The 25481-nt window shown below is 58.8% G+C and carries 25 protein-coding genes and 2 tRNA genes; 9 read left to right on the top strand and 18 right to left on the bottom strand.

Annotated features, from left to right (window positions below; all coding sequences use genetic code 11):
- Nucleotides 1-23: 23 nt before the first annotated feature.
- The 3 genes from U6037_RS24325 to U6037_RS24315 are packed head-to-tail and all read right to left on the bottom strand — an operon-like array spanning nt 24 to nt 1835.
- Entirely contained in the window at nt 24-293 is a 270-nt protein-coding gene (locus U6037_RS24325) for a bacteriocin immunity protein (RefSeq protein ID WP_034156050.1), read from the bottom strand.
- 16 nt (nt 294-309) lie between these two features.
- Entirely contained in the window at nt 310-579 is a 270-nt protein-coding gene (locus U6037_RS24320; RefSeq protein WP_102901122.1) for a bacteriocin immunity protein, read from the bottom strand.
- A gap of 8 nt (nt 580-587) precedes the next feature.
- Complete coding sequence (locus U6037_RS24315) at nt 588-1835, bottom strand: S-type pyocin domain-containing protein (protein WP_322844796.1); 1248 nt, start codon at nt 1833-1835, stop codon at nt 588-590.
- A gap of 286 nt (nt 1836-2121) precedes the next feature.
- Here U6037_RS24315 and U6037_RS24310 point away from each other — a divergent pair, with 286 nt between their 5' ends.
- A complete protein-coding gene (locus U6037_RS24310; RefSeq protein ID WP_322844795.1) occupies nt 2122-2601 on the top strand; it encodes a helix-turn-helix transcriptional regulator in 480 nt (159 codons plus the stop codon).
- A 79-nt stretch (nt 2602-2680) separates the two neighbouring features.
- Nucleotides 2681-2905, top strand: a complete 225-nt coding sequence (locus U6037_RS24305) for a SymE family type I addiction module toxin (protein ID WP_123535560.1) — start codon at nt 2681-2683, stop codon at nt 2903-2905.
- Nucleotides 2906-2973: 68 nt separating this feature from the next.
- Here the strand turns inward: U6037_RS24305 and U6037_RS24300 are convergent.
- The 6 genes from U6037_RS24300 to U6037_RS24275 all read right to left on the bottom strand — a co-directional run bounded on the left by U6037_RS24300 (nt 2974) and on the right by U6037_RS24275 (nt 8585).
- A tRNA-Met gene (locus tag U6037_RS24300) sits at nt 2974-3050 on the bottom strand.
- A gap of 85 nt (nt 3051-3135) precedes the next feature.
- On the bottom strand, nt 3136-4590 hold the full coding sequence (locus tag U6037_RS24295) for an amidase (protein ID WP_322844794.1): 1455 nt from the start codon (nt 4588-4590) through the stop codon (nt 3136-3138).
- Between the two features lie 60 nt (nt 4591-4650).
- Nucleotides 4651-5697: an extracellular solute-binding protein gene (locus U6037_RS24290; protein WP_108226010.1), complete on the bottom strand. Its 1047-nt coding sequence runs from the start codon at nt 5695-5697 to the stop codon at nt 4651-4653.
- A 27-nt stretch (nt 5698-5724) separates the two neighbouring features.
- Nucleotides 5725-6531 carry an ABC transporter permease gene (locus U6037_RS24285; RefSeq protein ID WP_322844793.1) on the bottom strand — a complete coding sequence of 269 codons (807 nt, stop codon included), beginning with the start codon at nt 6529-6531 and terminating at the stop codon, nt 5725-5727.
- Nucleotides 6531-7451 (bottom strand): ABC transporter permease, encoded by a 921-nt coding sequence (locus tag U6037_RS24280; RefSeq protein ID WP_322844792.1) that lies wholly within the window; start codon nt 7449-7451, stop codon nt 6531-6533. The genes U6037_RS24285 and U6037_RS24280 overlap by 1 nt, the downstream gene beginning before the upstream one ends.
- Before the next feature lie 15 nt (nt 7452-7466).
- Nucleotides 7467-8585 (bottom strand): ABC transporter ATP-binding protein, encoded by a 1119-nt coding sequence (locus U6037_RS24275; protein ID WP_322844791.1) that lies wholly within the window; start codon nt 8583-8585, stop codon nt 7467-7469.
- Nucleotides 8586-8811: 226 nt separating this feature from the next.
- Between U6037_RS24275 and U6037_RS24270 the strand changes: the two genes are divergently transcribed.
- The gene (locus tag U6037_RS24270; RefSeq protein ID WP_322844790.1) at nt 8812-9714 is read left to right on the top strand and encodes a LysR substrate-binding domain-containing protein; all 903 of its coding nucleotides are present in this window, start codon (nt 8812-8814) and stop codon (nt 9712-9714) included.
- On the opposite strand, the gene U6037_RS24265 is transcribed toward U6037_RS24270, so the two are convergent.
- Entirely contained in the window at nt 9707-11764 is a 2058-nt protein-coding gene (locus tag U6037_RS24265; RefSeq protein ID WP_322844789.1) for a methyl-accepting chemotaxis protein, read from the bottom strand. The two genes, U6037_RS24270 and U6037_RS24265, sit on opposite strands and share 8 nt — an antisense overlap.
- Nucleotides 11765-12184: 420 nt before the next feature.
- Here U6037_RS24265 and U6037_RS24260 point away from each other — a divergent pair, with 420 nt between their 5' ends.
- On the top strand, nt 12185-13402 hold the full coding sequence (locus U6037_RS24260; RefSeq protein ID WP_095050601.1) for an MFS transporter: 1218 nt from the start codon (nt 12185-12187) through the stop codon (nt 13400-13402).
- Nucleotides 13403-13587: 185 nt separating this feature from the next.
- Here the strand turns inward: U6037_RS24260 and ychF are convergent, their stop codons facing one another.
- The 8 genes from ychF to U6037_RS24220 all read right to left on the bottom strand — a co-directional run bounded on the left by ychF (nt 13588) and on the right by U6037_RS24220 (nt 20509).
- Nucleotides 13588-14688: a redox-regulated ATPase YchF gene (ychF, locus tag U6037_RS24255; RefSeq protein WP_007912904.1), complete on the bottom strand. Its 1101-nt coding sequence runs from the start codon at nt 14686-14688 to the stop codon at nt 13588-13590.
- A 22-nt stretch (nt 14689-14710) separates the two neighbouring features.
- A complete protein-coding gene (gene pth, locus U6037_RS24250; RefSeq protein WP_008079560.1) occupies nt 14711-15295 on the bottom strand; it encodes an aminoacyl-tRNA hydrolase in 585 nt (194 codons plus the stop codon).
- A gap of 171 nt (nt 15296-15466) precedes the next feature.
- Entirely contained in the window at nt 15467-16069 is a 603-nt protein-coding gene (locus tag U6037_RS24245) for a 50S ribosomal protein L25/general stress protein Ctc (RefSeq protein ID WP_093441442.1), read from the bottom strand.
- 141 nt (nt 16070-16210) lie between these two features.
- Nucleotides 16211-17152, bottom strand: a complete 942-nt coding sequence (locus U6037_RS24240) for a ribose-phosphate pyrophosphokinase (RefSeq protein ID WP_003171603.1) — start codon at nt 17150-17152, stop codon at nt 16211-16213.
- Between the two features lie 45 nt (nt 17153-17197).
- Nucleotides 17198-17272, bottom strand: a tRNA-Gln gene (locus U6037_RS24235).
- Between the two features lie 36 nt (nt 17273-17308).
- The gene (gene ispE / locus U6037_RS24230; protein ID WP_322844788.1) at nt 17309-18160 is read right to left on the bottom strand and encodes a 4-(cytidine 5'-diphospho)-2-C-methyl-D-erythritol kinase; all 852 of its coding nucleotides are present in this window, start codon (nt 18158-18160) and stop codon (nt 17309-17311) included.
- Nucleotides 18161-18163: 3 nt separating this feature from the next.
- Nucleotides 18164-18781: a lipoprotein insertase outer membrane protein LolB gene (lolB, locus tag U6037_RS24225; RefSeq protein WP_038360912.1), complete on the bottom strand. Its 618-nt coding sequence runs from the start codon at nt 18779-18781 to the stop codon at nt 18164-18166.
- Between the two features lie 3 nt (nt 18782-18784).
- On the bottom strand, nt 18785-20509 hold the full coding sequence (locus U6037_RS24220) for a tetratricopeptide repeat protein (protein WP_322844787.1): 1725 nt from the start codon (nt 20507-20509) through the stop codon (nt 18785-18787).
- Nucleotides 20510-20691: 182 nt separating this feature from the next.
- Here U6037_RS24220 and hemA point away from each other — a divergent pair, with 182 nt between their 5' ends.
- From hemA to murI, 5 genes are read left to right on the top strand one after another with little or no spacing between them, the layout of a single operon-like run.
- Nucleotides 20692-21978 carry a glutamyl-tRNA reductase gene (gene hemA / locus U6037_RS24215; protein WP_064120441.1) on the top strand — a complete coding sequence of 429 codons (1287 nt, stop codon included), beginning with the start codon at nt 20692-20694 and terminating at the stop codon, nt 21976-21978.
- Nucleotides 21975-23057 carry a peptide chain release factor 1 gene (gene prfA, locus U6037_RS24210; protein ID WP_322844786.1) on the top strand — a complete coding sequence of 361 codons (1083 nt, stop codon included), beginning with the start codon at nt 21975-21977 and terminating at the stop codon, nt 23055-23057. Before hemA ends, prfA begins: the two co-directional genes overlap by 4 nt.
- The gene (prmC, locus tag U6037_RS24205) at nt 23058-23888 is read left to right on the top strand and encodes a peptide chain release factor N(5)-glutamine methyltransferase (RefSeq protein ID WP_322844785.1); all 831 of its coding nucleotides are present in this window, start codon (nt 23058-23060) and stop codon (nt 23886-23888) included. It begins immediately after the preceding gene.
- Nucleotides 23882-24637: a molybdopterin-synthase adenylyltransferase MoeB gene (locus U6037_RS24200; protein ID WP_322844784.1), complete on the top strand. Its 756-nt coding sequence runs from the start codon at nt 23882-23884 to the stop codon at nt 24635-24637. Before prmC ends, U6037_RS24200 begins: the two co-directional genes overlap by 7 nt.
- Nucleotides 24630-25421, top strand: coding sequence for a glutamate racemase (murI, locus tag U6037_RS24195; RefSeq protein WP_322844783.1), 792 nt, complete (start codon nt 24630-24632; stop codon nt 25419-25421). Before U6037_RS24200 ends, murI begins: the two co-directional genes overlap by 8 nt.
- Nucleotides 25422-25481: the final 60 nt, after the last annotated feature.

The following is a 25481-nucleotide window of genomic DNA, read 5'->3' as shown; positions in this document are numbered from 1 at the left end:
TCGGGGTCATTAGAGCCCGGTGCTTATTGCTTGAAGCCCGGAAGTCCATTCGCTGCTCGCCACTTTTTCACGGTTTCGATGATTGCTTCGTTGGAGTTATCTGCCCCATCTTCTGGGTAGTAGATCAAGTCCGTTCCATCTGGATGTTCGGTGATGCTGCAAAAGTGATCTAACATCGGGTCAAGCACATCGTCAGAAGCATTTTTATTGGCTGTTCGAATCTCCTGCATAAAACGCAGAAATTCTGCCTCGGTGTACTCCGAAATACTGTTTTTGGTAAAAGGAGAGATCATATTTTGCGATCGATACCTATTGCTTGAAACCAGGCAGTCCGTTGGCTGCACGCCATGCTGCGACTGTACGAGCTATACCAGCGGACGACGTGTCAGCTCCGGGTTCTGGATAGTAAATAAGGTCCATCCCGCTTGGATGTCCAACAATAGAGTTGAAGTGCCGCACTAAAACATCTGCACGCTCATCAGTGGGCGCCTTATCTTCTTTTCTAATCTCGTCCACGAATTCAACGAAGTCATGTTCGGTGTAGTCCGAAAAGCTGCGCTTGATGAATGGATCGCTCATGCTGTTCCCTATTCTTGGTGTAATTCGACGTGATTTTTTGGCGTGTGGATCCGCAGGTTATCAACGTTATAGACCTCGCCGCCTTCGGATATCAGTTCCACATGGTGAATCTCGTGAGAGATCCTCTTGCCCGCCGTATCCATCAAGCGAGCTCGCGGTGCCTTCCCGTTGCGCATACGTTCCAAGCTGTCATCGCTAAACTGCCCGGCTACCGCACCATCTCTCGAGACCGCGGTCCAGAAGGCTCGTCTGAATGAATCAAAAGTAGAGTATTCGCGCCCTCTCAGTGAGTCGGCAATAGTGGTTGGGATTGGTGCGCCAGATCCAGTCCGGGCATGTTCCAACCATACCCCGGATACATCCTCACCAACCCCCGTCACCGTACCCGGCGTCAGTCTGGCCGGTTTCGAAAACACCACATACAGCGACTTAAGCCCCGTGTCCGCCGGGAACACCAGAATACAATCCTCGGCAGTAATGTCCTTGCCGGGCAGGCCTTCTATCTGGGTATCAGTGTTTTCTGGAATCGGATGAACAAGGATCGTGTTCAGTTGCTCGCCGTGTTCGGGATAAACCAGCGGCGGCATTGAACCGAGTGGCCCGCGCTGCGGCGTCCACAAAATGGTAATGCCGTTGAGCTTGGCCTCCATCGCAGTCTTGTCGGTATTCCACTCGACTTTGACAGTACGCACCGAGTCATCGCCCGAGGCGCCGGAGTGGATGCCGTAAACCTGCATGACCCCTTCGGCATCACGCCGAAACTGGAAGCGCACACGAGTGGCGGCGCGGCTCATGCGGCGCAGTTGTTCGTCGGTGTGCAGCGTGCCGTCGCCCATGCGGGTCGGCAGCATCCCGAGGACGAACACGCTGGCCGGCCCAGCAGCGCCGCGAATTGCCCAGTTGAGGCGCTGTTGCAGAATCCCGCCGCCCGCCACACGCCCCAAGGCCAGATCGGCGCCTATCGCTGTCGCGACAGCGGTGCTGGCAGAGGGCAAGAGCATGGCGCCGGCGACCATGACCTTGCCGAAGTTGCTGGCGGGTTCGGGTGCCGTACCGGCGTCCGTTCGGCACCAGTTATCCACAGTGCAGGACTTGGCGAATACCTGATCTTCGCGGGGCTTGGGCGTTGGCCATTCATCCTTTTCGACGTACACCGGCTCCGGCGGGGGAGGCGGATTCCAAGCGGCCCACGAGCCGTTCCATCTCGGACGTTCCCAAGGCCAATCTTCATCGAAGAGAGATTTGAATCGAGCCATGCCAACTCCCTGTATGGCTTTGAATCGAGCCAGGGAAGCTTGTCGGTCAATGGGGGATTCGGGCAAACCGATGGGGTGAGTTTCAGGCGGGTGGTTTTACAAAAAATCCAATTCGTACCTGAATCGGACTCGTTTCCTACAGCGCTCTCTCAGACTGTTGATTGGCGATTGGTTCAGATGAGCCAACGGTGTTTCGTGCTTGTAGTCTTTCGCTTTGGATGGAGGGCGCGTCTGAATTTTTCCTACAGATTTTTCAGGTCGACAACTTACGCGCCTTTACCTGAGGATGTTTTCTGTTGTTTTTCCAGGATGGATTTCAGATGAAAAGGATGAGTCCGTTGCCAATCAACTCTATTTTCAGTCGGCCATTGTCATGAGTGTTTCCAATGAGGATCGCGATTTTCTGGTGGCGATGGGCAGTCGCATTGCTCACTTACGCACAGTGCACGAGATCACACAGACTCGGTTTGCACGGGCTTTAGGTCTTTCCCGGCAAACCTTTCAGGGCTACGAGGAGGGCACGCGCAGCATGCCGGTCACGACGCTGGTGAAGATGGCATTTGCGCTTCGCGTGCCTGTTGAAGACCTGCTCGGCGTTCCCTCTTACACGGAGACGCCCAGACGCAGCTTGACCTCGACGTGGTATCGACGGCTGCAGTCCATCAATGAGCTTTCGAAGGTCCAGCAGAAGGTCATTGCGCAGATGCTCGACGCCCTGATCGCACAGGCAGCGACCAAAGCGAGCAACGAAGAAAAAGAAGTTTGAAGTAACCCAAAGAACGCGGAACCAAGGTGCGACAACACCCTGGCCCCGCTAACCACAAGCAGCTAAGAAGGAGCTAATCATGGCTAAAACCAATCATACGTCATCAACCCCCATCACTGAACGCCGGTTGAAAATCGCCGCTGATTTTTACCCGGTTCACACCAAGGAAAAAACCTACAGCCCCGCCAAACCGGTGCCCTGGATCAGGCTTCGCGGACTGTGGTTGAGGCAAGCGGGATTCGAGGTGAACGAGAACGTCAAAGTGCGTGTGATGAAAGGGTGTCTGGTGATTACAGCGGAATAACAGATCACCGAGACTTTTTTCGAGGCATAAAAAAACGGCCTACCTTTCGGTAAGCCGTTTTTAGTACTTGGTGGCTACACAGGGACTTGAACCCCGGACCCCAGCATTATGAATGCTATGCTCTAACCAACTGAGCTATGTAGCCAAGTGGCGCGCATTATTCCCCTGAAATGGAAAAGCGTCAAGCGTAAATTTAAAATTTTTTCTACGCTTTCAACCGTTTATCAAAATCACTGCCTCAACAGCGGCGAAGGGCAGCGTTGGAACCAGCGACTGGCCTGTTCATACGCGTGCGCCAATTGCAGGACAGCGAAGTCAGCCTGGTGCTTGCCGATGATTTGCAGCCCCATCGGTAAACCCTGCGCATTGAACCCCGCCTGGACGTTGGCGACCGGGCAACCCGATAGCGTGCCGGGGATGACCACCTCCATCCAGCGGTGATACGTGTCCATCGCCACGCCTTCGATAGACGTTGGCCACGGCTGGGTTTTATCGAACGGGAACACCTGGGCGCTTGGCAACAACAGATAGTCGTAGCGTTCGAACAACTTCGAGATTGCCCGATACCAATCGCTGCGCACCACCGAGGCCGCGAACACTTCGCTGGCCGACAGCTTCAAGCCGTTTTCCACTTCCCAGATCGCTTCCGGTTTCAACAACGCGCGTTTCTGCGGATCGGCATACGTCGCGCCCAACGATCCCGCGACCATCCAGTGCCGCAATGTCCGCCAACTGCTCCACAGCCGCTCAGGCGCGAAACCCGGCTGAACCGACTCAACGTGGCAGCCAAGGCTCTCAAAGTCGGCAAAAGTCTTCTCACACAAAGACAGCACGCCTTGCTCCATCGGCAGATAACCACCGAAGTTACCCAGCCAACCCAACCGCGTGCCTTTGAAGTCACGCTCCAGCGGTGCCGCAAACGCCTCACCGGATTCAGCAATGGACAGCGGCGCCCGCGCATCGCCCCCGGCCTGCACCGACAACAGCAACGCCGCATCCTTCACGCTGCGCGCCATCGGCCCCTCATAACCGAGCTGATCAAAAAACAGATCCGCGCTGTCATCAAACGGCACACGCCCCTGCGACGGACGAAACCCAAAGATGTTGTTAAACGCCGCCGGATTGCGCAGCGAACCCATCATGTCGCTGCCATCCGCCACCGGCACCAGATGCATCGCCAGCGCCGCCGCCGCGCCACCGCTACTGCCGCCTGCGGTTTTGCTCGGGTCATACGCGCAAGCAGTTGCACCAAACAACGGGTTGTAGCTTTGTGAACCGAGGCCGAATTCCGGGGTGTTGGTCTTGCCGATAATGATCGCCCCAGCAGCCTTGATCCGCTCGACCATGATGCCGTCGCGCTCAGGCACAAAGTCCTTGTACAGCGGCGACCCCAGCGTGGTGCGGATGCCTTGGGTCAGCGACAGATCCTTGATCGCATGAGGCAAGCCATGCATCCAGCCACGGTATTGGCCACGCGCCAGTTCGGCGTCGCGTTCATCGGCCTGAGCTAGCAGATGTTCCGGTGATTGCAGGCTGATCAACGCATTGACCAACGGGTTGAAGCGTTCGATATGGGCAAGGTAAGTCTGCATCACTTCCCGGCAGGAAACCTGACGCAGGCGGATGCGTTCGGCGAGTTCATGGGCCTGCAACAGGACCAGTTCGCTGATGTTATTAGAGTTCATTGCAAGCGGCCTTTCAGACGGCTGGAAAAGCGCCCCGCCAGTGCGACGGGGCGGTAGCGATCAACGCATCAGGTTGGTCCAGAGACGGTCAGCGAGGCGGATCGCGCCTTCGCCGCAAGTCTTGCTGAACACCACATTCGTCCCTTCGGGAATGTGCAATTCCGGGGCATCCTTGAGCGCTGCGTCGAGGAACGGTTCGACGCCTTTGATCGGGCTCTGGTGCTTGAGGAAATTCTGCGTCATCGCCGAGTTTTCCGGTTGGCTGAGGAAGGCGATGAACGCCTTGGCATTCGCCGGATTTTTGCTGCCGGCAGGGATGACCATGTTGTCGACCCAGGCCAGCACGCCTTCTTTCGGGTAGAGGTATTTCAGCGTCGGTTTCATCTCACGAGCACGCATCGACGAACCGCCCCAGAACATCGACATGTCGATTTCACCCGAGGCGAGGTTCTCGCGAATCGAGCCGGCCTTGGAGCTGTAGGTTTTCACGAATGGCTTCTGCGCCTTGAGCAGCGTCAGCACCTGCTGCATCTGTTTCGGGTCTTCGCTGCACAGCGGAATGTTCAGATAGAGGCTGGCCATGTCGACCATGTCGCTGACCGAATCGAACATGTTGATGCGCCCCTGCAACTCGGCTGGCGGCTCATACAAAACCTTGTAGCTGTCGGCCGGACCTTTGTAGCGCGCGGAATCGAGCACGACGCTGGTGGTGCCCCAGATGAACGGCACCGAATACGCGCCTTCCGGGTCCCAGCTCGGTTTTTTCAGGTTATCCACAACGCTGGCGTAGTAAGGCTCTTTGACCGGGTCGAAGCGTTCCAGCAGGTTTTCCTTGATCAGGATCGGCACGAACTGGTGCGACGGAATCGCCACGTCATAACCGGCGCCGCCCTGTTTCAGTTTCGCCAATAAGGTCTCGTTGGAATCATAGGAATCGACGGTGACTTCGATGCCGGTCTGCTTCTGGAACTTGGCAAGAATCTCCGGCGAAAAGTAGCCGCTCCAGCTCACCACGTTGAGTTTCTCGGCGGCCTGAACACTGCCCATCATCGCCAGCGGCACAGTCAGAAACAACGAAGTGCCAACGCTTTTTATCCACTTGCTCATGCTATTTCCCCACAGGTCGTAGAAGGTTCAGGCGTTCTTTTTGCCCAACAGGTAAGAGAGGCTGACGAACAGCACCGAGACGCCGAGGATCAGCGTCGACACGGCGTTGACGTCGGGTGTCACACCCATCCGTAGCAGGCCGAAAATGAAGATCGGCAGGGTGGTGGTGCCGGCCTGCGAGACCATCATCGAGATCACGAAGTTATCCAGCGAGACGATGAAGGCCAGCATCAGCCCGGAGAAAATCCCCGGCATCAGCAGCGGCAAAGTCACTTTGCGAAAGGTTCGCCATGGGCCGGCGTAGAGGTCGGCCGAGGCTTGTTCCAGCGACAGGTCCATATCGTTCAGCCGTGCACGAATCGGCAGGTAGGCGAAGGGAATGCAGAACACCGTGTGCGCGATGATCAGGTTGCCGTAGCCCAGCGACAGACCGATGGTCGAGAACAGCGCCAGCGTCGCCACACCGACGACAATTTCCGGCAACACCAGCGGCAACATGATCGCGCCCATCGACAATTGCAGGCCCTTGAACTTGGCGCCGCGCGAGGTGCCGAGGGCGGCGAGAGTGGCAATCGCGGTGGCGATCATGCTCGCGCAAACGGCGATCAACAGGCTGTTGCCGGCTGCCTGGCGCAAGGCCTGATTGGCGAACGCGGCGCGATACCAATCGAAGCTGAAACCGGTCCACACCGTCGCCGATTGATTGGCGTTGAACGAGAACACCACCAGCACCACGATCGGCGCATACAGGTACAGATAGAACAGAAAACTGAAGCCGCCGAAGCCGGGGAAGTCCTGCACACCCAGCCCTTTGCGTTTGAATAGGCCGATCATCACGCACCTCCTTTGGCGATGCGCTGGCGCTCGGCGCGCAGGGCATACACGGTCAGTACCAGCATCACCGCAGCCATCAGCACCAGCGACAGCGCTGCACCAAACGGCCAGTTACGCGCATCGCTGAACTGCCGGAAGATCAGATTGCCGAGCATCATCCGCGTGCCGCCACCGAGCAATTCCGGGGCGATCATCGCGCCCAGGCACGGTACGAAAGTGAGGATGGCGCCGGCGAGAATTCCCGGTTTGGCGATCGGTAACACCACTTTGCGTAAGGTGCGCACGCGGCCGGCGTAGAGATCCTGCGCGGCTTCGAGCAGGCGGATATCCATCTTTTCCAGCGTCGCGTAGATCGGCAACACCACGAACGGCGCGTAGGTGTAAACCAGGCCCAGCAGCACCGCGCCGTCGGTGTACAACAGCTGCAACGGTTCGTGGATCACGCCCATGCCCATCAGGCTGTTGTTGATCACACCGGTGTTACGCAGCAGCAGAATCCACGCGTAAGTGCGGATCAGCAGGTTGGCCCAGAACGGCACGGTGATCAGAAAGATCAGCAAACCGCGTCGGTGCGCTGGCTGCATCGCCAGCCACACCGCCACCGGAAAACCGATCAGCAAGGTGATGATGGTGGTCAGCGCGGCGATGCCGATCGAACGCAGGGCGATGATCAGATACGAGTCGGCAAACGCGAGGCTGTCGTCCAGTTGCCGTTCGAACAGCAGCGAGGTGTAGGCGTCGCTGCTGAAGACTTTGTTGACCCCGCCGTAGGGGTTGGCTTCCATCAGCGAATAGCCGATGACGATCAGAATCGGCACCAGCAGAAACAGGCCGATGGCGATCAGCGCCGGGCTGACCCCGAGGAAACTCTGGAAGGCCTTGCGGCGTTCCAGCGTATTGGTAATCGGTAAGACGTGCATGGCAATTCCTCCGGCTCAATCGTGCAGGACGCTGGCGCTGCCCTGGTCGAACAACAGACCGGCCTGACTGCCGACGGCAAAGCGCAGGCTCTGGTCGACGCAATTGGGCGTACGCACAGTGAGGCGCGAACCGTCGCTGAGGCTGACCTGATATTGCAGATCAGTCCCCAGATAAATCTGCGCTTCGATCCGGCACGGCAGCGCGGTTTCGGTAGCCGCTGGCACCAGATGCAGACGCTCAGGTCGCACCGACAGGCTGACGTTGGCGCCGACCTGCACATCGCTGCACGGTTGCGCCGGCAGTGGATGCCCCGCCGGCCCGGCGAACCACGCCTTCCCGTCCTCAACGCGAGTGACGGTGCCTTCGATGAAATTGGTTTCGCCGATGAAGTCAGCAACGAAGCGATTACGCGGGCGTTCGTAGATATCTTCAGGCCGCCCGACCTGTTGCACTTCGCCTTCGGAGAGCACGGCGATGCGGTCGGACATGGTCAGCGCTTCTTCCTGGTCGTGGGTGACGAAAATGAAGGTAATGCCGGTCTTGGCCTGGATGGTTTTCAACTCTTCGCGCATCGCCTGACGCAGCTTGAGATCGAGTGCCGACAGCGGCTCATCGAGCAGCAGCACTTTCGGATGCGGTGCCAAGGCGCGGGCGAGAGCGACGCGTTGCTGCTGACCGCCCGACAGTTGCGCCGGTTTGCGATTGGCGAAGCGTTCCATCTGCACCAACGCCAACATCTCGCGCACACGCTCGGCGATTTGCGCCTTGGTCAGAACTTTGCCCATTGGGTGCGATTCAAGCCCGAAGGCGAGGTTCTCGGCGATGGTCATGTGCGGGAACAGCGCGTAATGCTGGAACACCGTGTTGACCGGCCGCTGGAACGGCGGGCGATCAGCGATGTTTTCGCCGTAGAGCAGGATCTCGCCTTCGGTGGGAAATTCGAAACCGGCGATCATCCGCAGCAACGTGGTCTTGCCGCAGCCGGATGGGCCGAGAAGGGTGAAGAATTCGTTGTCGCGGATGTCCAGGTCGATGCTTTTCAGCGCCACCGGACCGGTCTGCGGATCACCGTAAACCTTGCGCACTGAGCGGATCGAGACCGCCAGCGTTTGCAGCGAATGCAGGGCATTCATGCGTTACCTCCGATTCCCCCATCGCCTGCGACTCGCTTTGCAAAGCGTTGCCGTCGGGCCATGGATATTATTTTTTTGGGCAGGATCGAGATTGCGTTCGGGTGTGAAACCAGCTGTTTTTTTGTTCTGCTGTGGCTCGATTATCAGCCAGGGCTTGCGCGGCGCGACACTTCAATTTAAACATGGCAGGTGTTAGTTAATTTAACAGCCGAAGGCGCCAGGAATCATGCCCGACCACCGTTTGCCGCCGCTCAACGCGGTGCGCGCCTTTGATGCCGCCGCCCGTTTGGGCAGCTACGTCGAAGCCTCGAAAGCCCTGCACGTGACCCAGCCCGCGATTGGCCGCCACGTGAAGTTGCTCGAGGACTGGTTGGGTATTCAACTGTTCGAGCGCACCTCACGCGGGGTCAACCTGACCCCGGCGGGGGACAAGTACCACCGCAAGATCAGCGCCGCTTTGCAGTTGATCATCGAGGCGGGCAAGGAAGCGCAGCCGAAAGATGCCGAGCGCTGGTTGCGGATCATGGTGGTGCCGGGTTTTGCCAAGCGCTGGCTAATGCCTAGGATCGAAGCGCTGCGGCATCTGCGCCCGGGATTGAAACTGGCGATCGAGCCGAACTCGACCTTCACCGAAGTGGATGGCAAAAGCGCAGATCTGGGCATCGTCTACGGTCTCGACGGGCAATATGCCGACTCACGGGAGGCGCTGATTTGTCCTCGGGTTTTCCCGATCTGCACACCGGCGTATCTGGCCAGCATCGCACCGATCAACAGCCCGGCCGATCTGGTCAGAAACGAACTGATCCACGTCGATGACGGCGAATGGTGGAACCTGTGGTTCGCCGCCCACGACCTCGATATTCATCTCAATTCCGACATGCTCTACGTCAACAACGATCACGCGCTGTCCGTGGCCGAGAGCGGGCAGGGCATCGCGCTGGCCAATGAGGTGCTGGTGCGCCATGAACTCGCCAGCGGCAAACTGGTGCGTGCGGTCGACGCTCAGGTGAAGCTTGAGAGCTATCGGGTGCTGACGCCGTCCGCCGAACTTTCGGCGGACGTGGCGTGGTTTATTCAATGGCTCAAGGCTGAGCTGGAAACGGACTTTCCTGAGGCCGTGATCAACTGAGGCGGAAACGCGCGGTGTTGTCGCTCAGCGCTTTACTGCCCTGGCTGAGGGTGTCTGCGGCAAGGTTTACCGCCCGTGCGCCTTCAAGCAAACGCACGGCCGCCTGATCGACCTGCTGAATATTGCCGCTGACTTCATCGGCGGTACTCGCTTGTTCTTCAACGGCTGTGGCGATCTGCGCGAGGGTATCGGTGACGCTCTGCACGGCGCTGGCGATTTCGCCCAGGCGTTCACCGAGACCGGTGACCGACTCGGCATCGGTTTGCGCCTGGCCGCACGCCGCTTCCATCAAGCTCACGGCTTCATTGACCGTCGCGCGCAGGCTGTCGACGGTGCCGGCGATCTGCGCTGTCGAAGATTGTGTGCGCTGTGACAGGCTGCGCACTTCATCGGCGACTACGGCGAAACCGCGACCCTGCTCACCGGCTCGCGCAGCTTCGATAGCGGCGTTGAGCGCGAGCAGATTGGTCTGTTCGGCGACGCCACGAATGGTGTCGACCACCAATTGAATCTGCTGGCCTTGCTCGCTGACCCGGCCCAGCGCTGCAGCGGTGTCGTTCAAGCGTTGATTGAGTTGTTGAATACTCGCGGTGGTGCGCAGGCTGTCGCGGCTGCTGTCGGCGGCAATGCGCCGGGTGTGTTGGGCGCTGCCGGAAGCCTGTTCGCAGCTTTGCGCCACGCCTTGCGAGGTCGCGGCCAATTGCGTAGCGGCGGCGGCGATCTGGCTGATCTGCAATTGTTGCGCTTCGACTTCGCCGAGAGCGCCACTGGAGTGTTCGTTGAGGCTGCGTACGGCGTGGCTCAGTTGTGAGGTTTCGTGATCAACGCCGAGCATGCTCGTGCGCAGTTGCACCACGGCAACGTTGAGTGCGGTGCTGATCGCCGCCAATTCATCTCGGCCCACGACGGGCACTTGCAGACTGAGGTTGCCATCGCGCAGGGCTTCGGCGAGCAGGGTGATGCCGCTGGCGCTGCGGCGGATCGAGGCTTGCAGGCAGACAAACAGATACAGCGCCGCGAGCAGCAGGCAGCCGAAAATGGCTGCGACGATAATGAACTGACGGATCGCCGAGCGGTGGTAGGCATCCAGTCGTTGGTCCAGCGACACCAGCGACTGCTGGCGCAGGGCGGCGAGGTCGGTCAGCAGGGCATCGAGGTTGCGTTCAAATTCGTCCGGTTTGAGCGTGATGCTGCCGCCGAACACGCCGTCATCCAGCACCTTCAGGCCGCTATCAAGGCGTTTCAGGCTGTCATGGTATTGGCTGGCCCAGCTCTGTTGATCTTTCGGCAGGCGTGCTTCGAGCAGCGTGGCGGTTTTGACCAGTTGCTCGCGGGCATCGCCGATGCGGCTGCGCAGATCGCGCAACTGCAAACGGCTTTGCAGGGTGAATTGGCCAGAGACGACCGAGGCCTGGCCGACCGCAGCAAGGCGTCCGACCCGTTCGATCAGGTCCGGCGCGTGTTGCGTGGATATCTGCGTGAGCAGATAGGTTTCCAGCCACGGCGCGAGGGTCAGGCGGTTGTCCATGACGATCTGCTCGCGCAACGCTTGCAGGGCGCTGAGGGCGTTGGTGAAACGGTCGTAACCGTCTGGCCACCAGCCGACGCTGCTGAGGCTTTTCGAATCCAGACTGTTCAATGCAGTTTGCAGCGCTTGATAGCGAGTGAGGGTTTCGCCTTCCGCGCCTTCGTTTTTCAACGCGTTGCCCAAATCTGTGGTGGCTTGCAGAACTGCCGGTTGCACTGCGTCAAACGCGCCCATCGCGGCGAGGGTAGCGGGCGTCGGTTGGCGATTGGTTTCGGTGGCGCGCCAACGGGCGGCGCGGTCACGTTGCGCGGCGAGCAGGTTGTCCAGCGCATCCAGCGCGAGCAACTGCCGCACGCCGGCACGTTCGCCGGAAATCAGGTTGAGTTTGTCGCGATAGTCCTGGCCGATCATCAACAGGCTGCCGGCCAACGGCAGAATGAACAGCAGAAACAACAACTGGAATTTACCTGCGAAGCCAAACCGCCCCAGCAATTTGATCCCCGGTGAAAGGAAAGCCTGCATGCCCCATGACTCCTCTGGACACCACGCACCAATGGCGTGCATCGCGGTCGTGCGACCTGGATGTTGTGCCCTGCTAAAAGGCCTCGAAAGTTCACTCTCGCCCGCTCTGTAGGCCGGCTCTGTAGCGAAACTTCCCATTGTCGGGCGCCTTTGTAAGGCGCTCGCGTTCAAGGGGAGAAGCAAGGCAAGATTCAGACCATGGCGTTGTGCAATCACGCATCCCCTGTAGGAGCTGCCGAAGGCTGCGATCTTTTGATCTGTTTTTTAACGGCAAGATCAGAAGATCGCAGCCTGCGGCAGCTCCAACATGATTCGGGTAGGTCAGTTAGTTAGCTGGCTAAGGGGATGGCGCTGACGCACTGAAAAATGGCACATTGACGCACCTGCCTGTGTGCACTCATCTGCTGTCCGGAAATTCCCATGGCTATCAGCAACGTTCAGACCGCCGCTGCCTCGGCGCCCGCTGCTCCCCAGAGCAGTCCTTTGGTGATGCGTATCATCGGCGCAGTGGCGCTGGCGCATTTGATCAACGACCTGATCCAGTCGGTTTTGCCTTCTATCTATCCGATGCTCAAGGCCAATTACGGCCTGACGTTTACTCAGGTCGGCCTGATCACCCTGACCTTTCAACTGACCGCTTCGCTGTTGCAGCCGTGGGTCGGTTATCACACCGATCGGCATCCGAAACCGTGGCTGTTGCCGGCCGGTTCGATCTGTACGCTGATCGGCATTGTGATGATGTCGATGGTCGGCAGTTTTCCGTTGATTCTGCTGGCGGCGGCGCTGATCGGTATTGGTTCCTCGACGTTCCACCCTGAAGCCTCGCGGATTGCCCGGCTGGCCTCGGGCGGACGTTTTGGTCTGGCGCAATCGACCTTCCAGGTTGGCGGCAACGCCGGTTCCGCGTTCGGCCCGTTGCTCGCGGCGGCGATCATCATTCCGTTCGGTCAGGCCAATGTGGCGTGGTTCGGTTTGTTCGCAGTGTTTGCGCTGTTCGTGCTGTACCGCATCAGCCGCTGGTATGCCCATCACTTGAATCTGTTCAAGCTCAAGGCCGGTCAGGCAGCGACTCACGGGCTGTCGAAGGGCAGGGTGACCAGTGCGTTGGTGGTGTTGGGGCTGTTGGTGTTTTCGAAGTATTTCTACATGGCCAGTCTGACCAGTTACTTCACGTTCTACCTGATCGAGAAGTTCGACCTGTCGGTGGCCAGTTCGCAGTTGCACCTGTTCCTGTTCCTCGGTGCAGTGGCGGCGGGGACGTTCTTCGGCGGGCCGATTGGCGACAAGATCGGCCGTAAAGCGGTGATCTGGTTTTCGATCCTCGGTGTGGCGCCGTTCACGTTGCTGATGCCTCACGTCGATCTGTTCTGGACCACCGTCCTCAGCGTGGTGATCGGCTTCATTCTGGCGTCGGCGTTTTCAGCGATTGTGGTGTACGCGCAGGAACTGGTGCCGGGCAATGTCGGGATGATTGCCGGGGTGTTCTTTGGTTTGATGTTCGGGTTTGGCGGGATCGGCGCTGCGCTGCTGGGGCATCTGGCGGATATTCACGGGATCGAGTACGTGTATTTCCTGTGCTCGTTCCTGCCGTTGTTTGGCGTGTTGGCGATCTTTTTGCCGCGTACCAAAAAGGCCTGATTCACACATTACCCATTGTAGGAGTGAGCCTGCTCGCGATAGCGGTGTGTCAGTCAGCACATCTGTAGCTGATAAAACGCTATCGCGAGCAGGCTCACTCCTACAGGGGATTGGTGGTGTGGCGGACAATGTCTCAGGCACAAAAAAGCCGCGTATCAAACGCGGCTTTTTCTTGGGCGTAACGCTTACACGTTGAAGCGGAAGTGCATCACGTCGCCGTCCTTGACGATGTAATCCTTGCCTTCCAGACGCCATTTACCGGCTTCTTTGGTACCGGCTTCGCCCTTGTACTGGATGAAGTCGTTGTAGGCGATCACTTCGGCGCGGATGAAGCCTTTCTCGAAGTCGGTGTGGATCACGCCAGCAGCTTGTGGTGCGGTGGCACCGACTTTGACGGTCCAGGCGCGGACTTCTTCAACACCGGCGGTGAAGTAGGTCTGCAGGTGCAGCATTTCGTAGCCAGCGCGGATCACGCGGTTCAGGCCAGGCTCTTCCAGGCCCAGAGCCTCAAGGAACATGTCCTTCTCTTCGCCGTCATCGAGTTCGGCGATTTCTGCTTCGATCTTGTTGCAGACCGGAACGACCATGGCGCCTTCTTCTTCGGCAATGGCGCGAACCACGTCCAGGTGCGGGTTGTTCTCGAAACCGTCTTCAGCGACGTTGGCGATGTACATGACCGGTTTGGTGGTCAGCAGGTGGAAGCCCTTGATCACCGCTTTTTCGTCAGCGCTCATGTTCTTCATCAGGCTGCGCGCCGGCTTGGCTTCGGTGAAGTGCGCGATCAGTTGCTCAAGCAATGCTTTCTGAACCACAGCGTCCTTGTCACCACCCTTGGCGTTACGCGCAACTTTCTGCAGTTGCTTCTCGCAGCTGTCGAGGTCGGCGAAGATCAGTTCCAGGTCGATGATTTCGATGTCGCGCTTCGGGTCAACGCTGTTGGAAACGTGGATCACGTTTTCGTCTTCGAAGCAGCGCACCACGTGAGCGATCGCGTCAGTCTCACGGATGTTGGCGAGGAACTTGTTGCCCAGGCCTTCACCTTTCGAGGCGCCGGCCACCAGGCCTGCGATGTCGACGAATTCCATGGTGGTCGGCAGGATGCGCTTCGGATTGACGATGGCCGCCAGGGCTTCCAGACGCGGATCCGGCATCGGCACGATGCCGCTGTTCGGCTCGATGGTGCAGAAGGGGAAGTTCTCGGCCGCGATACCGGATTTGGTCAGGGCGTTGAACAGGGTGGACTTGCCGACGTTAGGCAGGCCGACGATGCCGCAATTGAATCCCATGGTGTTTCCCCTCGGAGTAGAGTCAGGCCTTCTGGCTGTGCAGGTTTTTCATCGCGCGGTTCCATTCACCGGCGAGGATATCCGGCAGCACGCCGAGGGCAAAGTCGATGCTGGCATCGAGTTTTTCCTGTTCGGCGCGTGGCGCACGACCCAGGACGAAATTTGAAACCATACTGGCGACGCCCGGGTGGCCAATGCCAAGCCGCAGGCGGTAGAACGTATTCTGATTGCCCAGTTGCGCAATGATGTCGCGCAACCCGTTGTGACCGCCATGGCCGCCGCCCTGCTTGAGCTTGGCAACGCCCGGAGGCAAGTCGAGTTCGTCATGCGCCACGAGGATTTCTTCAGGCTTGATGCGGAAGAAACCGGCGAGTGCCGCCACGGCCTGGCCGCTGCGGTTCATGTAGGTGGTGGGAATCAGCAGACGAACATCCTGACCCTGGTGCGAATAGCGCCCGGTCAGGCCGAAATATTTGCGATCGGCCACAAGATTCACATTCTGTGCGTGGGCGATGCGCTCAACAAAAAGGGCCCCTGCGTTATGCCGGGTCTGGTCGTATTCAGCGCCTGGATTTCCCAGGCCAACGATCAGTTTGATGGCAGTCACGATAGGGGCCCTTCCTTTGAGTGGTGAGTAACATCGCCGCGATCAGGCAAAGCGGCGAAAGTGGACGAAAAATGCTCATTTACCATGGATGTAAACTCCGCGTTCTCGCCCGCTTTCTCGCTACGTTCCAGTCCGCGATGTTACTTGCTCACTCAGGCTAAACAGAGTGAATTACTCTGCTGCGCCTTCTTCGGTAGCTTCTGGAGCAACGCGTGGAGCGTGTACGTTTGCAACAGCTTTGTCGTCACCGTGAGCCAGTGCAACGAACTCAACGCCTTTAGGGGCTTTGATGTCGGACAGGTGGACGATTGCGCCGATTTCCAGAGCCGACAGGTCGACTTCGATGAACTCAGGCAGATCTTTCGGCAGGCAAGTTACTTCGATTTCGTTCAGGACGTGCGAGATCTCGCCGCCTTTCTTGATCGGAGCTTCTTCACCAACAAAGTGCACAGGCACGATAGCGGTCAGTTTCTGACCGGCTACGACGCGTACGAAGTCAGCGTGCAGAACGTGACCCTTGGACGGGTGACGTTGCAGAGCTTTGATGATGACGTTCTGCTTTTTGCCGCCAACGTTCAGTTCGATAACGTGGCTGTAGGCAGCTTCGTTTTCGAGCAGTTTGGCAACTTCTTTGGCCAGCATGCTGATGGATTCAGGGGCTTTTTCGCCACCGTAAACAACAGCTGGAACCAGCGCGGCGAGACGACGCAGGCGGCGGCTCGCACCTTTCCCCAGGTCGGAACGCACTTCAGCATTCAGAGTAAAATCGTTCATTTTGTATCTCCAAAATAGCCATGACCGAGTGGCGTTTGCGACCAGCGCCAAACACGGTATGGGCAAAAAAGCCCCGCCCCGGCAGGAATGCCGGGGCGGGGCGCTTTTCGTCAACGAGACATTTCGCGAAGGGCAGGGCCCTTAACGGAACATCGCGCTGATCGATTCTTCATTGCTGATGCGGCGAACCGCTTCGGCAACAACCGGTGCGATATCCAGTTGACGGATACGTGCACAGGCTTGTGCTGCAGCGGACAGCGGGATGGTGTTGGTCACCACCAGCTCGTCCAGCACGGAATTTTCGATATTCTCGATGGCCCGACCCGACAGCACAGGGTGTGTGCAGTAGGCAAAGACCTTGGCTGCGCCATGCTCTTTCAGGGCCTTTGCCGCGTGGCACAGAGTGCCGGCGGTATCGACCATGTCATCGACCAGAATACAGGTACGCCCTTCGACATCACCGATGATATGCATCACTTCAGAGTGATTGGCTTTCTCACGGCGTTTGTCGATGATCCCGAGATCCACGCCCAGAGATTTGGCAACAGCACGTGCACGCACGACGCCGCCAATGTCCGGGGAAACGATCATCAGGTTTTCGAAGCGCTGATCTTCAATGTCATCCACCAGAACCGGGGAGCCGTAGATGTTATCTACCGGAATATCGAAGAAACCCTGAATCTGGTCAGCATGCAGGTCAACCGTGAGAACACGGTCGATGCCGACTACGGTAAGCATGTCAGCAACGACTTTCGCGCTGATAGCCACACGTGCGGAACGCGGACGGCGATCCTGACGGGCATAACCAAAATAAGGAATAACAGCAGTGATACGAGTAGCCGAGGAGCGGCGGAAGGCATCAGCCATCACTACCAGTTCCATCAGGTTATCGTTGGTCGGAGCGCAAGTCGGCTGAATAATGAAAACGTCTTTACCGCGAACGTTTTCATTGATCTCGGCAGTAATTTCGCCGTCGGAGAACTTACCGACAGAGATGTCACCGAGAGGGATATGCAGCTGACGTACAACACGCCGAGCCAGATCGGGGTTAGCGTTCCCCGTAAAGACCATCATCTTGGACACGCGCAGTACCTAGAGGCTGAGGGTAACCTGGATGAGTATGGAAAATGGCAGGGGCGGCTGGATTCGAACCAACGCATGGCAGGATCAAAACCTGCTGCCTTACCGCTTGGCGACGCCCCTGTATCTGTTGCATCAAGTGCCGAGCACCTGGTTCCTTTAGAGCAGACTTTGCAGCTTGCGGTGCAACATCGAAACGTTGCTGCCTTTGGCTACAAACCCTGTAAGGGTCTCTGTCAGAAGGGCCGAGACTTTATCAGCTTCAGCTTTGCTTGGGAAGCCCCCAAACACACAACTTCCAGTTCCGGTGAGTTTTGCTTCGGTAAATTTACCTAACAAATCCAATGCGTTACGTACTTCTGGATAACGCCTTGCAACCACCGGCAAGCAGTCATTTCGACTGTTTCCCTCGGGAACGGGGCGCACTTTAATGGGCGGCGTGTTACGTGTCAACAAAGGATCGGAAAAAATTTCTGCCGTACTAACAGAGACTTGCGGCACGAGCACCAGATACCAAGGTTCTTCGGGATCCACCGGGGTTAGTTTTTCGCCCACGCCTTCGGCAAAAGCCGCATGACCACGAACGAAAACCGGCACGTCGGCACCCAGTGACAAACCCAGTGCGGCCAGACGATCTTCGTCCCAACCCAGCTGCCACAAATGATTCAGGCCGAGCAACGTCGTCGCCGCGTTCGAGCTGCCGCCACCGATACCGCCGCCCATAGGCAGCACTTTATCAATCCAGATATCGATGCCGAGCGAAGAGCCGGACTGTTGCTTAAGCATTTTCGCTGCACGCACGATCAGATTACTGTCATGCGGCACGCCGGCAAATTCGGTGTGCAACTGAATCACCCCGTCGTCACGCATGGCAAAGGTGATTTCGTCGCCGTAATCGACAAACTGAAACAGCGTCTGCAATTCGTGATAGCCGTCTTCACGGCGACCGAGAATGTGCAGCATCAGGTTGAGTTTGGCTGGCGAAGGCAGGGTCAGGCGTGCAGCGGTCATGCTTTATTGCCCCAACTTGCGCGGTTGCCAGGTCTTGATCACCAGCGTTACGTCCAGGTCAGTGCCATGCAGCTTGATGCGTTCCGGCAACCAGTAACCGTTTTGTTCGGTGTAAGCGGTGTATTCGACTTTCCAGCCATCCTGTTCCAGGTTGGCCAGACGGCTGTTGGCGTCCAGATTCAGGCGACTTTTACTGTCCGGAGCCGGCAGACCACGCACCCACCAGGCCAGATTCGACACCGGCAGTTTCCAGCCGAGCTGTTCTTCGAGCAGGGCTTCCGGGGACTGCGATTCATAGCGGCCCTGGTTGGCGACTTCCAGCGAGACCTTGCCCGGACGCCCGGTCAGGCGTGCGGCGCCACGACCCAGCGGCCCGGACAAACGGATGTCGTAGTAATCCTGACGCTGCAGCCAGAACAGCGTGCCGCTACCGGAATCTTTTGGTGCGCGGATGCCGATCTTGCCGTCGATCTGCCAGCCATCGAGGCCGGTCAGCTGTTGTTTGTTCGCGGCCCATTGTGCCGGGCTGCCGTGGCCCTCGACCGATTCGCGGGTACCAAAACCCGAGCAGCCGGCGAGCAGGGCGATGAAGCTGAAAACAATAACGTGGCGCAAAAACATGGGTTAAAGAGTCTCGGATCCGGTCAGGCGCTTGATGGTGCTGCGCAGAATGGTGCTGTCGGGCTGATCCTTGAGGAATTTGCCCCAGATTTGTTTGGCTTCGCGCTGCTTGCCCTTGGTCCACAACACTTCACCGAGGTGCGCGGCGACTTCGTGATCGGGGAAACGCTCCAGCGCCTGACGCAGATATTTCTCGGCGTCATCCAGATTGCCCATCCGGTAATTCACCCAGCCGAGGCTGTCGAGAACCGCCGGGTCTTCCGGATTGATCTGGTGCGCCTGCTCGATCAGCGCCTTGGCTTCAGCATAGCGGGTGGTGCGGTCGGACAGGGTGTAGCCCAAAGCATTGAGTGCCATGGCGTTGTCCGGATCGCGCTTGATGATCAGGCGCAGGTCTTTTTCCATCTGCGCCAGGTCATTGCGTTTTTCCGCGAGCATCGCCCGGGTGTACAGCAGATTCAGATCATCCGGGTACTGCTGCAAGGCTGTCTGCAAGACTTTCCAGGCCTTGTCGTCCTGTTTGTTGGCCGACAGGGTTTCCGATTCGATCAGATACAGCTGAATCGCGTAGTCCGGTTGCTCGTCGCGCTGGGCGGCGAGTTTGCTTTGCGCTTCAGCGGTCTTGCCGTTGTTCATCAGGATGTCGGCCTGACGCAATTGCGCCGGCAGATAATCGTTGCCCGGGCCGACCTGGGCGTACTCGATGAGTGCGCCTTGCGGGTCGCTGCGTTCTTCGGCGATGCGGCCGAGGTTCAGGTGCGCTGAATCGACGTGGCTTTCACGGGCGATCAGGTCTTCCAGATAACCCTTGGCCTCGTCCCAGGCTTTGGCTTCCAGGCAGACCAGGGCCAGCGAGTAACGCAGTTCGTCATCTTCCGGATATTGCTGAACCAGGCTGGAGAACTCGGCCTTGGCGTCGTCCATCCGGTCTTGTTCGACCAGCATGCGCGCATAAGTCAGGCGCAGACGTTTGTCGTCCGGGTACTTCTTGATGCTTTTTTGCAGCAATGGCAGCGCTTCGTCGCCACGGTTCATCACTTGCAGCAGGCGTGCACGCAGCAGAATCGGGGCGATTTCGCCTTCTTCCGGCGGATGGTCTTCGAGCAGGCTCAGTGCGGCTTTGTTGTCGCCGTCCTGTTGCAGGAGCAGGGCCTTGCCGAAAATCAGCTGACTGTTGTTCGGATGGCGCTGCAACAAACGGTCAAAACTTTTCATCAGGCCGTTGCGGGTTTCCTGATCAGTGTCAGCCGCCGACAGCGCGAGGAAGTCGAAGTGGGTGTCGCCTTTACCCTGCAGGACTTTCTCCATATAAACCATGGAGTCGTCATAGCGTCCGGCGCGGGCCAGTTGCACGGCGGCGGCGCGTTGCGCTTCGAGATCGTCCGGGGCGTTTTTCGCCCAGATCAGCGCGGTATCGAGGGCCGGTTGATCGGCGCCCAGATATTCGGCGATGCGGAAGGCGCGTTCGGAGACGCCCGGATCCTGAGTGTTGATGGCCTGGGTCACGTAGTTATCCAGGGCAATGTCGAAACGATTGCGCTGGCCGGCGAGTTCGGCGCTCAACAGGCTGAAAACGGTTTCCTCGCTGAACGAGCTGTAAACCTTGGGCTTTTCAGGTGCGGGCGTGGTGTCTTCAACCGACGGCGTACCGTCCGGCGACACGGGAGCCAAGGCCTGGCAGCCGCTGAGGAAGACAAAAGCGAGGAGCAACGCGGAAGATCTATTCATATAGGAAGAGGACGACTAACCTGCGGTCGGATCATCATGACACAAGCCTTCGGCCAAACATAACCGAGTCTCAATTGTGCCCATTATAGGGGCTGACGATTGGGACAATAGTCAGCGGTAGTTGTTCTGAATCTTTCGAAGTAGGACAATTGCCGGCTTCACGTCACCATCAGCGACCTTGAATGGCCTTCCTTGCACTCGGTATCAACCACAAGACTGCGTCAGTAGACGTCCGCGAGCGCGTGGCCTTTACTCCTGAACAGCTGGTGGAGGCCTTGCAGCAGCTCTGCCGACTGACCGACAGCCGCGAAGCTGCGATCCTCTCCACCTGCAATCGCAGTGAGCTTTATATAGAACAGGATCAGCTTTCTGCCGATATCGTGCTGCGCTGGCTGGCCGACTATCACCATTTAAGCCTCGATGAGCTGCGCGCGAGTGCTTATGTGCATGAAGATGATGCGGCAGTTCGTCACATGATGCGCGTCGCCTCCGGGCTCGACTCGCTGGTGCTGGGCGAACCGCAGATTCTCGGTCAGATGAAATCGGCCTACGCCGTGGCCCGCGAGGCCGGCACCATCGGCCCGCTGCTGGGGCGACTGTTTCAAGCGACATTCAATGCGGCCAAGCAGGTGCGCACCGACACGGCGATCGGGGAAAACCCGGTGTCGGTGGCGTTTGCCGCGGTCAGTCTGGCCAAACAGATTTTCAGTGATTTGCAGCGTAGTCAGGCGTTGCTGATCGGCGCCGGCGAGACCATTACTCTGGTTGCCCGCCATTTGCACGAGCTGGGCGTCAAGCGCATTGTCGTCGCCAACCGCACGCTGGAGCGCGCCAGTCTGCTCGCCGAGCAGTTTGGCGCTCACGCGGTGTTGCTGTCGGACATCCCGGCAGAACTGGTACGCAGCGACATCGTCATCAGCTCGACCGCCAGTCAGTTGCCAATTCTTGGCAAGGGTGCGGTGGAAAGCGCGCTGAAGCTGCGCAAGCACAAACCGATCTTCATGGTCGACATCGCCGTTCCCCGGGATATCGAGCCGGAAGTCGGCGAGCTGGACGACGTTTACCTGTACAGCGTCGATGATCTTCACGAAGTGGTTGCCGAGAACCTCAAGAGTCGTCAGGGCGCAGCCCAGGCGGCGGAAGAGATGGTCTCGGTCGGCGCCGACGATTTCATGGTGCGCCTGCGCGAGCTGGCGGCGGTCGATGTGCTCAAGGCCTATCGTCAACAGAGCGAACGCCTGCGTGATGAGGAGCTGCAAAAAGCCCTGCGCCTGCTCGCCAACGGTGGCAACGCCGAAGAGGTGCTCGGGCAACTGGCCCGTGGCCTGACCAATAAACTGTTGCATGCGCCTAGCGTGCAGCTGAAAAAGCTTTCTGCCGAAGGCCGCCTCGATGCGCTGGCCATGGCCCAGGAACTCTTTGCCCTTGAGGGCTCACCGGATAGCTTTTCGGATAAAAAACCGCAATGAAAGCGTCACTGCTCAACAAGCTGGATGTCCTCCAGGACCGTTTCGAGGAACTGACCGCGCTGCTCGGCGACGGCGAAGTCATTGCCGATCAGGCCAAATTCCGTGCTTATTCCAAGGAATACGCCGAACTCGAGCCGGTCGTGCAGGCCTATAAAAAGCTGCTCAGCGTACAAAGCGATCTTGAAGGCGCCCAGGCGCTGCTCAAGGATAGCGACCCGGACATGCGCGAAATGGCCGTGGAAGAGGTCCGCGAAGCCAAGGAATTGCTGATCACTCTGGAAGACGATCTGCAGCGCATGTTGCTGCCCAAGGATCCGAATGACGGGCGCAACGTCTATCTCGAAATCCGTGCTGGCACCGGTGGCGACGAGGCGGCGATTTTTTCCGGCGACCTGTTCCGCATGTACTCGCGTTACGCCGAACGTCGTGGCTGGCGTGTGGAGATCCTTTCGGCAAACGAAGGCGAACACGGTGGCTATAAAGAAGTCATCGCGCGCATTGAAGGCGACAATGTTTACGGCAAGCTGAAATTCGAATCCGGCGCGCACCGCGTACAGCGTGTACCCGCCACCGAATCCCAGGGCCGTATACACACGTCGGCCTGCACCGTGGCGGTGTTGCCCGAGCCGGACGAGCGCGAAGCCATCGAGATCAATCCGGCGGATTTGCGCGTCGACACTTACCGCTCCTCCGGGGCTGGTGGTCAGCACGTTAACACCACCGACTCGGCAATCCGCATCACGCACATACCGACCGGCACCGTCGTCGAGTGCCAGGAAGAACGTTCCCAGCACAAGAACCGCGCCCGGGCGATGGCCTGGCTGTCGGCCAAGCTCAACGATCAGCAAACCGCAGCGGCGGCGAATGCCATCGCCAGCGAGCGTAAATTGCTGGTCGGTTCCGGCGATCGTTCCGAGCGGATTCGCACCTACAACTATGCCCAGGGCCGGGTCACTGACCATCGCGTCAACCTGACCCTGTATTCCCTTGATGAAATTCTCGCCGGTGGCGTTGAAGCGGTGATCGAGCCGTTGCTGGCTGAATACCAGGCTGACCAGCTTGCAGCGATAGGTGAATAAATGACCATCATCGCCAGCCTGTTGCGTGCCGCCGAACTGCCGGATTCGCCCACCGCGCGTCTGGACGCCGAATTGCTCCTGGCCGCCGCGCTGGGCAAGTCGCGCAGCTTTCTGCACACCTGGCCCGAGCGCATCGTGCCGAGTGAAGCGGCGTTGACGTTTGCCGAGTACCTGCAACGTCGTCGTGGCGGTGAGCCGGTGGCCTACATTCTCGGTCAGCAGGGTTTCTGGAAACTCGATCTGGAAGTCGCGCCACACACGCTGATCCCGCGCCCGGACACCGAACTGCTGGTGGAAGCGGCGCTGGAACTGCTGCCCGCGACCCCGGCGAAAGTGCTTGACCTGGGCACTGGCAGTGGCGCGATTGCCCTGGCCTTGGCCAGCGAGCGTCCGGCATGGAAAGTCACGGCGGTGGATCGCGTGCTGGAAGCTGTGGCGCTCGCTGAACGTAATCGTCAGCGTCTGCATTTGAACAACGCCACGGTGCTGAGCAGCCATTGGTTCAGCGCGCTTGAAGGTCAGCGTTTCCAGTTGATTATCAGCAATCCGCCGTACATTGCCGCCGCCGATCCGCATCTGGTCGAGGGCGATGTGCGCTTCGAACCGGCCAGCGCGCTGGTTGCCGGTGAGGACGGGCTCGACGATCTGCGCTTGATCGTCGATCAGGCCCCGGATCATCTGGAGTCCGCTGGCTGGCTGATGCTCGAGCACGGCTATGATCAAGCCGAAGCCGTACGCGACTTGCTGCTGACGCGCGGTTTTGAAGAAGTCCACAGCCGCACCGATCTGGGCGGTCATCAACGCATCAGTCTGGGGCGCCTGCCGTGCTGAATGATCAGGAATTGCTGCGCTACAGCCGGCAGATTCTGCTGCAACACATCGACATCGACGGGCAACTGAAGCTCAAGGACAGTCGCGTGCTGATCGTCGGCCTCGGCGGTCTCGGTGCGCCGGTTGCCTTGTATCTGGCGGCGGCGGGTGTCGGTGAGTTGCACTTGGCGGATTTCGACACGGTCGATCTGACCAACCTGCAACGCCAGATCATCCATGACACCGACAGCGTCGGCATGACCAAAGTTGACTCGGCGCTCAAGCGTCTGGGTGCGATCAATCCCGAGATCCAACTGATCGCCCATCGTCAGGCGCTGGACGAGGATTCCCTCGCGGCTGCTGTGGCAGCGGTGGATCTGGTGCTCGACTGCTCCGATAATTTCTCTACGCGCGAAGCGGTCAACGCCGCGTGTGTGGCGGCGTGCAAACCGTTGGTCAGCGGTGCGGCGATTCGTCTGGAAGGGCAGTTGTCGGTGTTCGACCCGCGCCGGGCTGAAAGTCCGTGTTATCACTGTTTATACGGGCACGGCAGCGAAGCCGAACTGACCTGCAGCGAAGCGGGTGTGGTCGGGCCGCTGGTCGGTCTGGTCGGCAGTCTTCAGGCGTTGGAAGCCTTGAAAGTGTTGGTTGGTTTTGGTGAACCGCTGGTGGGCCGTTTGCTGTTGATCGATGCCCTCGGTTCGCGCTTCCGCGAGTTGCGCGTCAAGCGCGATCCGGGTTGCAGCGTCTGTGGTTCGCGCCATGCGTGAAGCGCCGATCGGCGTGTTCGACTCCGGTGTCGGCGGCTTGTCGGTGCTGGCGGAAATCCAGCGTTTGCTGCCCAATGAAACGTTGCTCTATGTCGCCGATTGCGGGCACATTCCCTACGGTGAGAAAACCCCGGAATTCATTCGTCAGCGTTGCAGCGTGATGGCTGGGTTTTTCCGTGAGCAAGGCGCCAAGGCGTTGGTGCTGGCCTGCAATACGGCCACGGTTGCCGGCGTTGCCGATTTGCGTCGCGACTTTCCCGACTGGCCGATTGTCGGTATGGAGCCTGCGGTCAAACCAGCGGCGGCTGCGACCCGCAGCGGTGTCGTCGGCGTGCTCGCGACCACCGGCACGTTGCAGAGCGCCAAGTTCGCCGCATTGCTCGATCGCTTCGCCACTGACGTGCGGGTAATCACCCAGCCATGCCCCGGCCTGGTCGAGCTGATTGAAAGCGGCGATCTGCACAGCGCCGCGTTGCGCCAACTGCTGCAAGGTTATGTCGAGCCACTGTTGGCCAGCGGTTGCGACACGATCATTTTGGGCTGCACCCACTATCCCTTTCTCAAGCCGATGCTCAGGTCGATGATCCCCGAGGACATCAGCCTGATCGATACTGGCGCAGCTGTAGCGCGGCAACTTCAGCGGCTTTTGGCGGAGCGCGATTTGCTCGCTGCCGGCCCGAACCAGGCGGTCAGATTCTGGACCAGCGCCGATCCTGCGTACTTGAAAAAAATCCTGCCGCTATTGGGCCAGAGTGCCGGCGAAGTGCAAAACTTCAGCTTGTAAAAAAATCGTGAAATAACTAAAACTTCAGCTGAACTTCTGAGCAGGCGCTAGCTTCTATAG

The organism is Pseudomonas sp. B33.4 (assembly GCF_034555375.1).
GTDB lineage: Bacteria > Pseudomonadota > Gammaproteobacteria > Pseudomonadales > Pseudomonadaceae > Aquipseudomonas.
This window is presented reverse-complemented; position numbering and strand designations above follow the sequence as displayed.

Coding starts and splice junctions, on each gene's coding strand:
- prmC (WP_322844785.1), top strand. CDS start 23,058: ATGACCATCATCGCCAGCCTGTTGCGTGCCGCCGAACTGCCGGATTCG.
- U6037_RS24220 (WP_322844787.1), bottom strand. CDS start 20,509: ATGAATAGATCTTCCGCGTTGCTCCTCGCTTTTGTCTTCCTCAGCGGC.
- lolB (WP_038360912.1), bottom strand. CDS start 18,781: ATGTTTTTGCGCCACGTTATTGTTTTCAGCTTCATCGCCCTGCTCGCC.
- U6037_RS24315 (WP_322844796.1), bottom strand. CDS start 1,835: ATGGCTCGATTCAAATCTCTCTTCGATGAAGATTGGCCTTGGGAACGT.
- U6037_RS24320 (WP_102901122.1), bottom strand. CDS start 579: ATGAGCGATCCATTCATCAAGCGCAGCTTTTCGGACTACACCGAACAT.
- U6037_RS24260 (WP_095050601.1), top strand. CDS start 12,185: ATGGCTATCAGCAACGTTCAGACCGCCGCTGCCTCGGCGCCCGCTGCT.
- U6037_RS24270 (WP_322844790.1), top strand. CDS start 8,812: ATGCCCGACCACCGTTTGCCGCCGCTCAACGCGGTGCGCGCCTTTGAT.
- prfA (WP_322844786.1), top strand. CDS start 21,975: ATGAAAGCGTCACTGCTCAACAAGCTGGATGTCCTCCAGGACCGTTTC.
- U6037_RS24290 (WP_108226010.1), bottom strand. CDS start 5,697: ATGAGCAAGTGGATAAAAAGCGTTGGCACTTCGTTGTTTCTGACTGTG.
- U6037_RS24265 (WP_322844789.1), bottom strand. CDS start 11,764: ATGCAGGCTTTCCTTTCACCGGGGATCAAATTGCTGGGGCGGTTTGGC.
- ispE (WP_322844788.1), bottom strand. CDS start 18,160: ATGACCGCTGCACGCCTGACCCTGCCTTCGCCAGCCAAACTCAACCTG.
- U6037_RS24275 (WP_322844791.1), bottom strand. CDS start 8,585: ATGAATGCCCTGCATTCGCTGCAAACGCTGGCGGTCTCGATCCGCTCA.
- U6037_RS24295 (WP_322844794.1), bottom strand. CDS start 4,590: ATGAACTCTAATAACATCAGCGAACTGGTCCTGTTGCAGGCCCATGAA.
- U6037_RS24310 (WP_322844795.1), top strand. CDS start 2,122: ATGTTTTCTGTTGTTTTTCCAGGATGGATTTCAGATGAAAAGGATGAG.
- U6037_RS24285 (WP_322844793.1), bottom strand. CDS start 6,531: ATGATCGGCCTATTCAAACGCAAAGGGCTGGGTGTGCAGGACTTCCCC.
- ychF (WP_007912904.1), bottom strand. CDS start 14,688: ATGGGATTCAATTGCGGCATCGTCGGCCTGCCTAACGTCGGCAAGTCC.
- U6037_RS24280 (WP_322844792.1), bottom strand. CDS start 7,451: ATGCACGTCTTACCGATTACCAATACGCTGGAACGCCGCAAGGCCTTC.
- U6037_RS24245 (WP_093441442.1), bottom strand. CDS start 16,069: ATGAACGATTTTACTCTGAATGCTGAAGTGCGTTCCGACCTGGGGAAA.
- murI (WP_322844783.1), top strand. CDS start 24,630: ATGCGTGAAGCGCCGATCGGCGTGTTCGACTCCGGTGTCGGCGGCTTG.
- hemA (WP_064120441.1), top strand. CDS start 20,692: ATGGCCTTCCTTGCACTCGGTATCAACCACAAGACTGCGTCAGTAGAC.
- U6037_RS24305 (WP_123535560.1), top strand. CDS start 2,681: ATGGCTAAAACCAATCATACGTCATCAACCCCCATCACTGAACGCCGG.
- U6037_RS24325 (WP_034156050.1), bottom strand. CDS start 293: ATGATCTCTCCTTTTACCAAAAACAGTATTTCGGAGTACACCGAGGCA.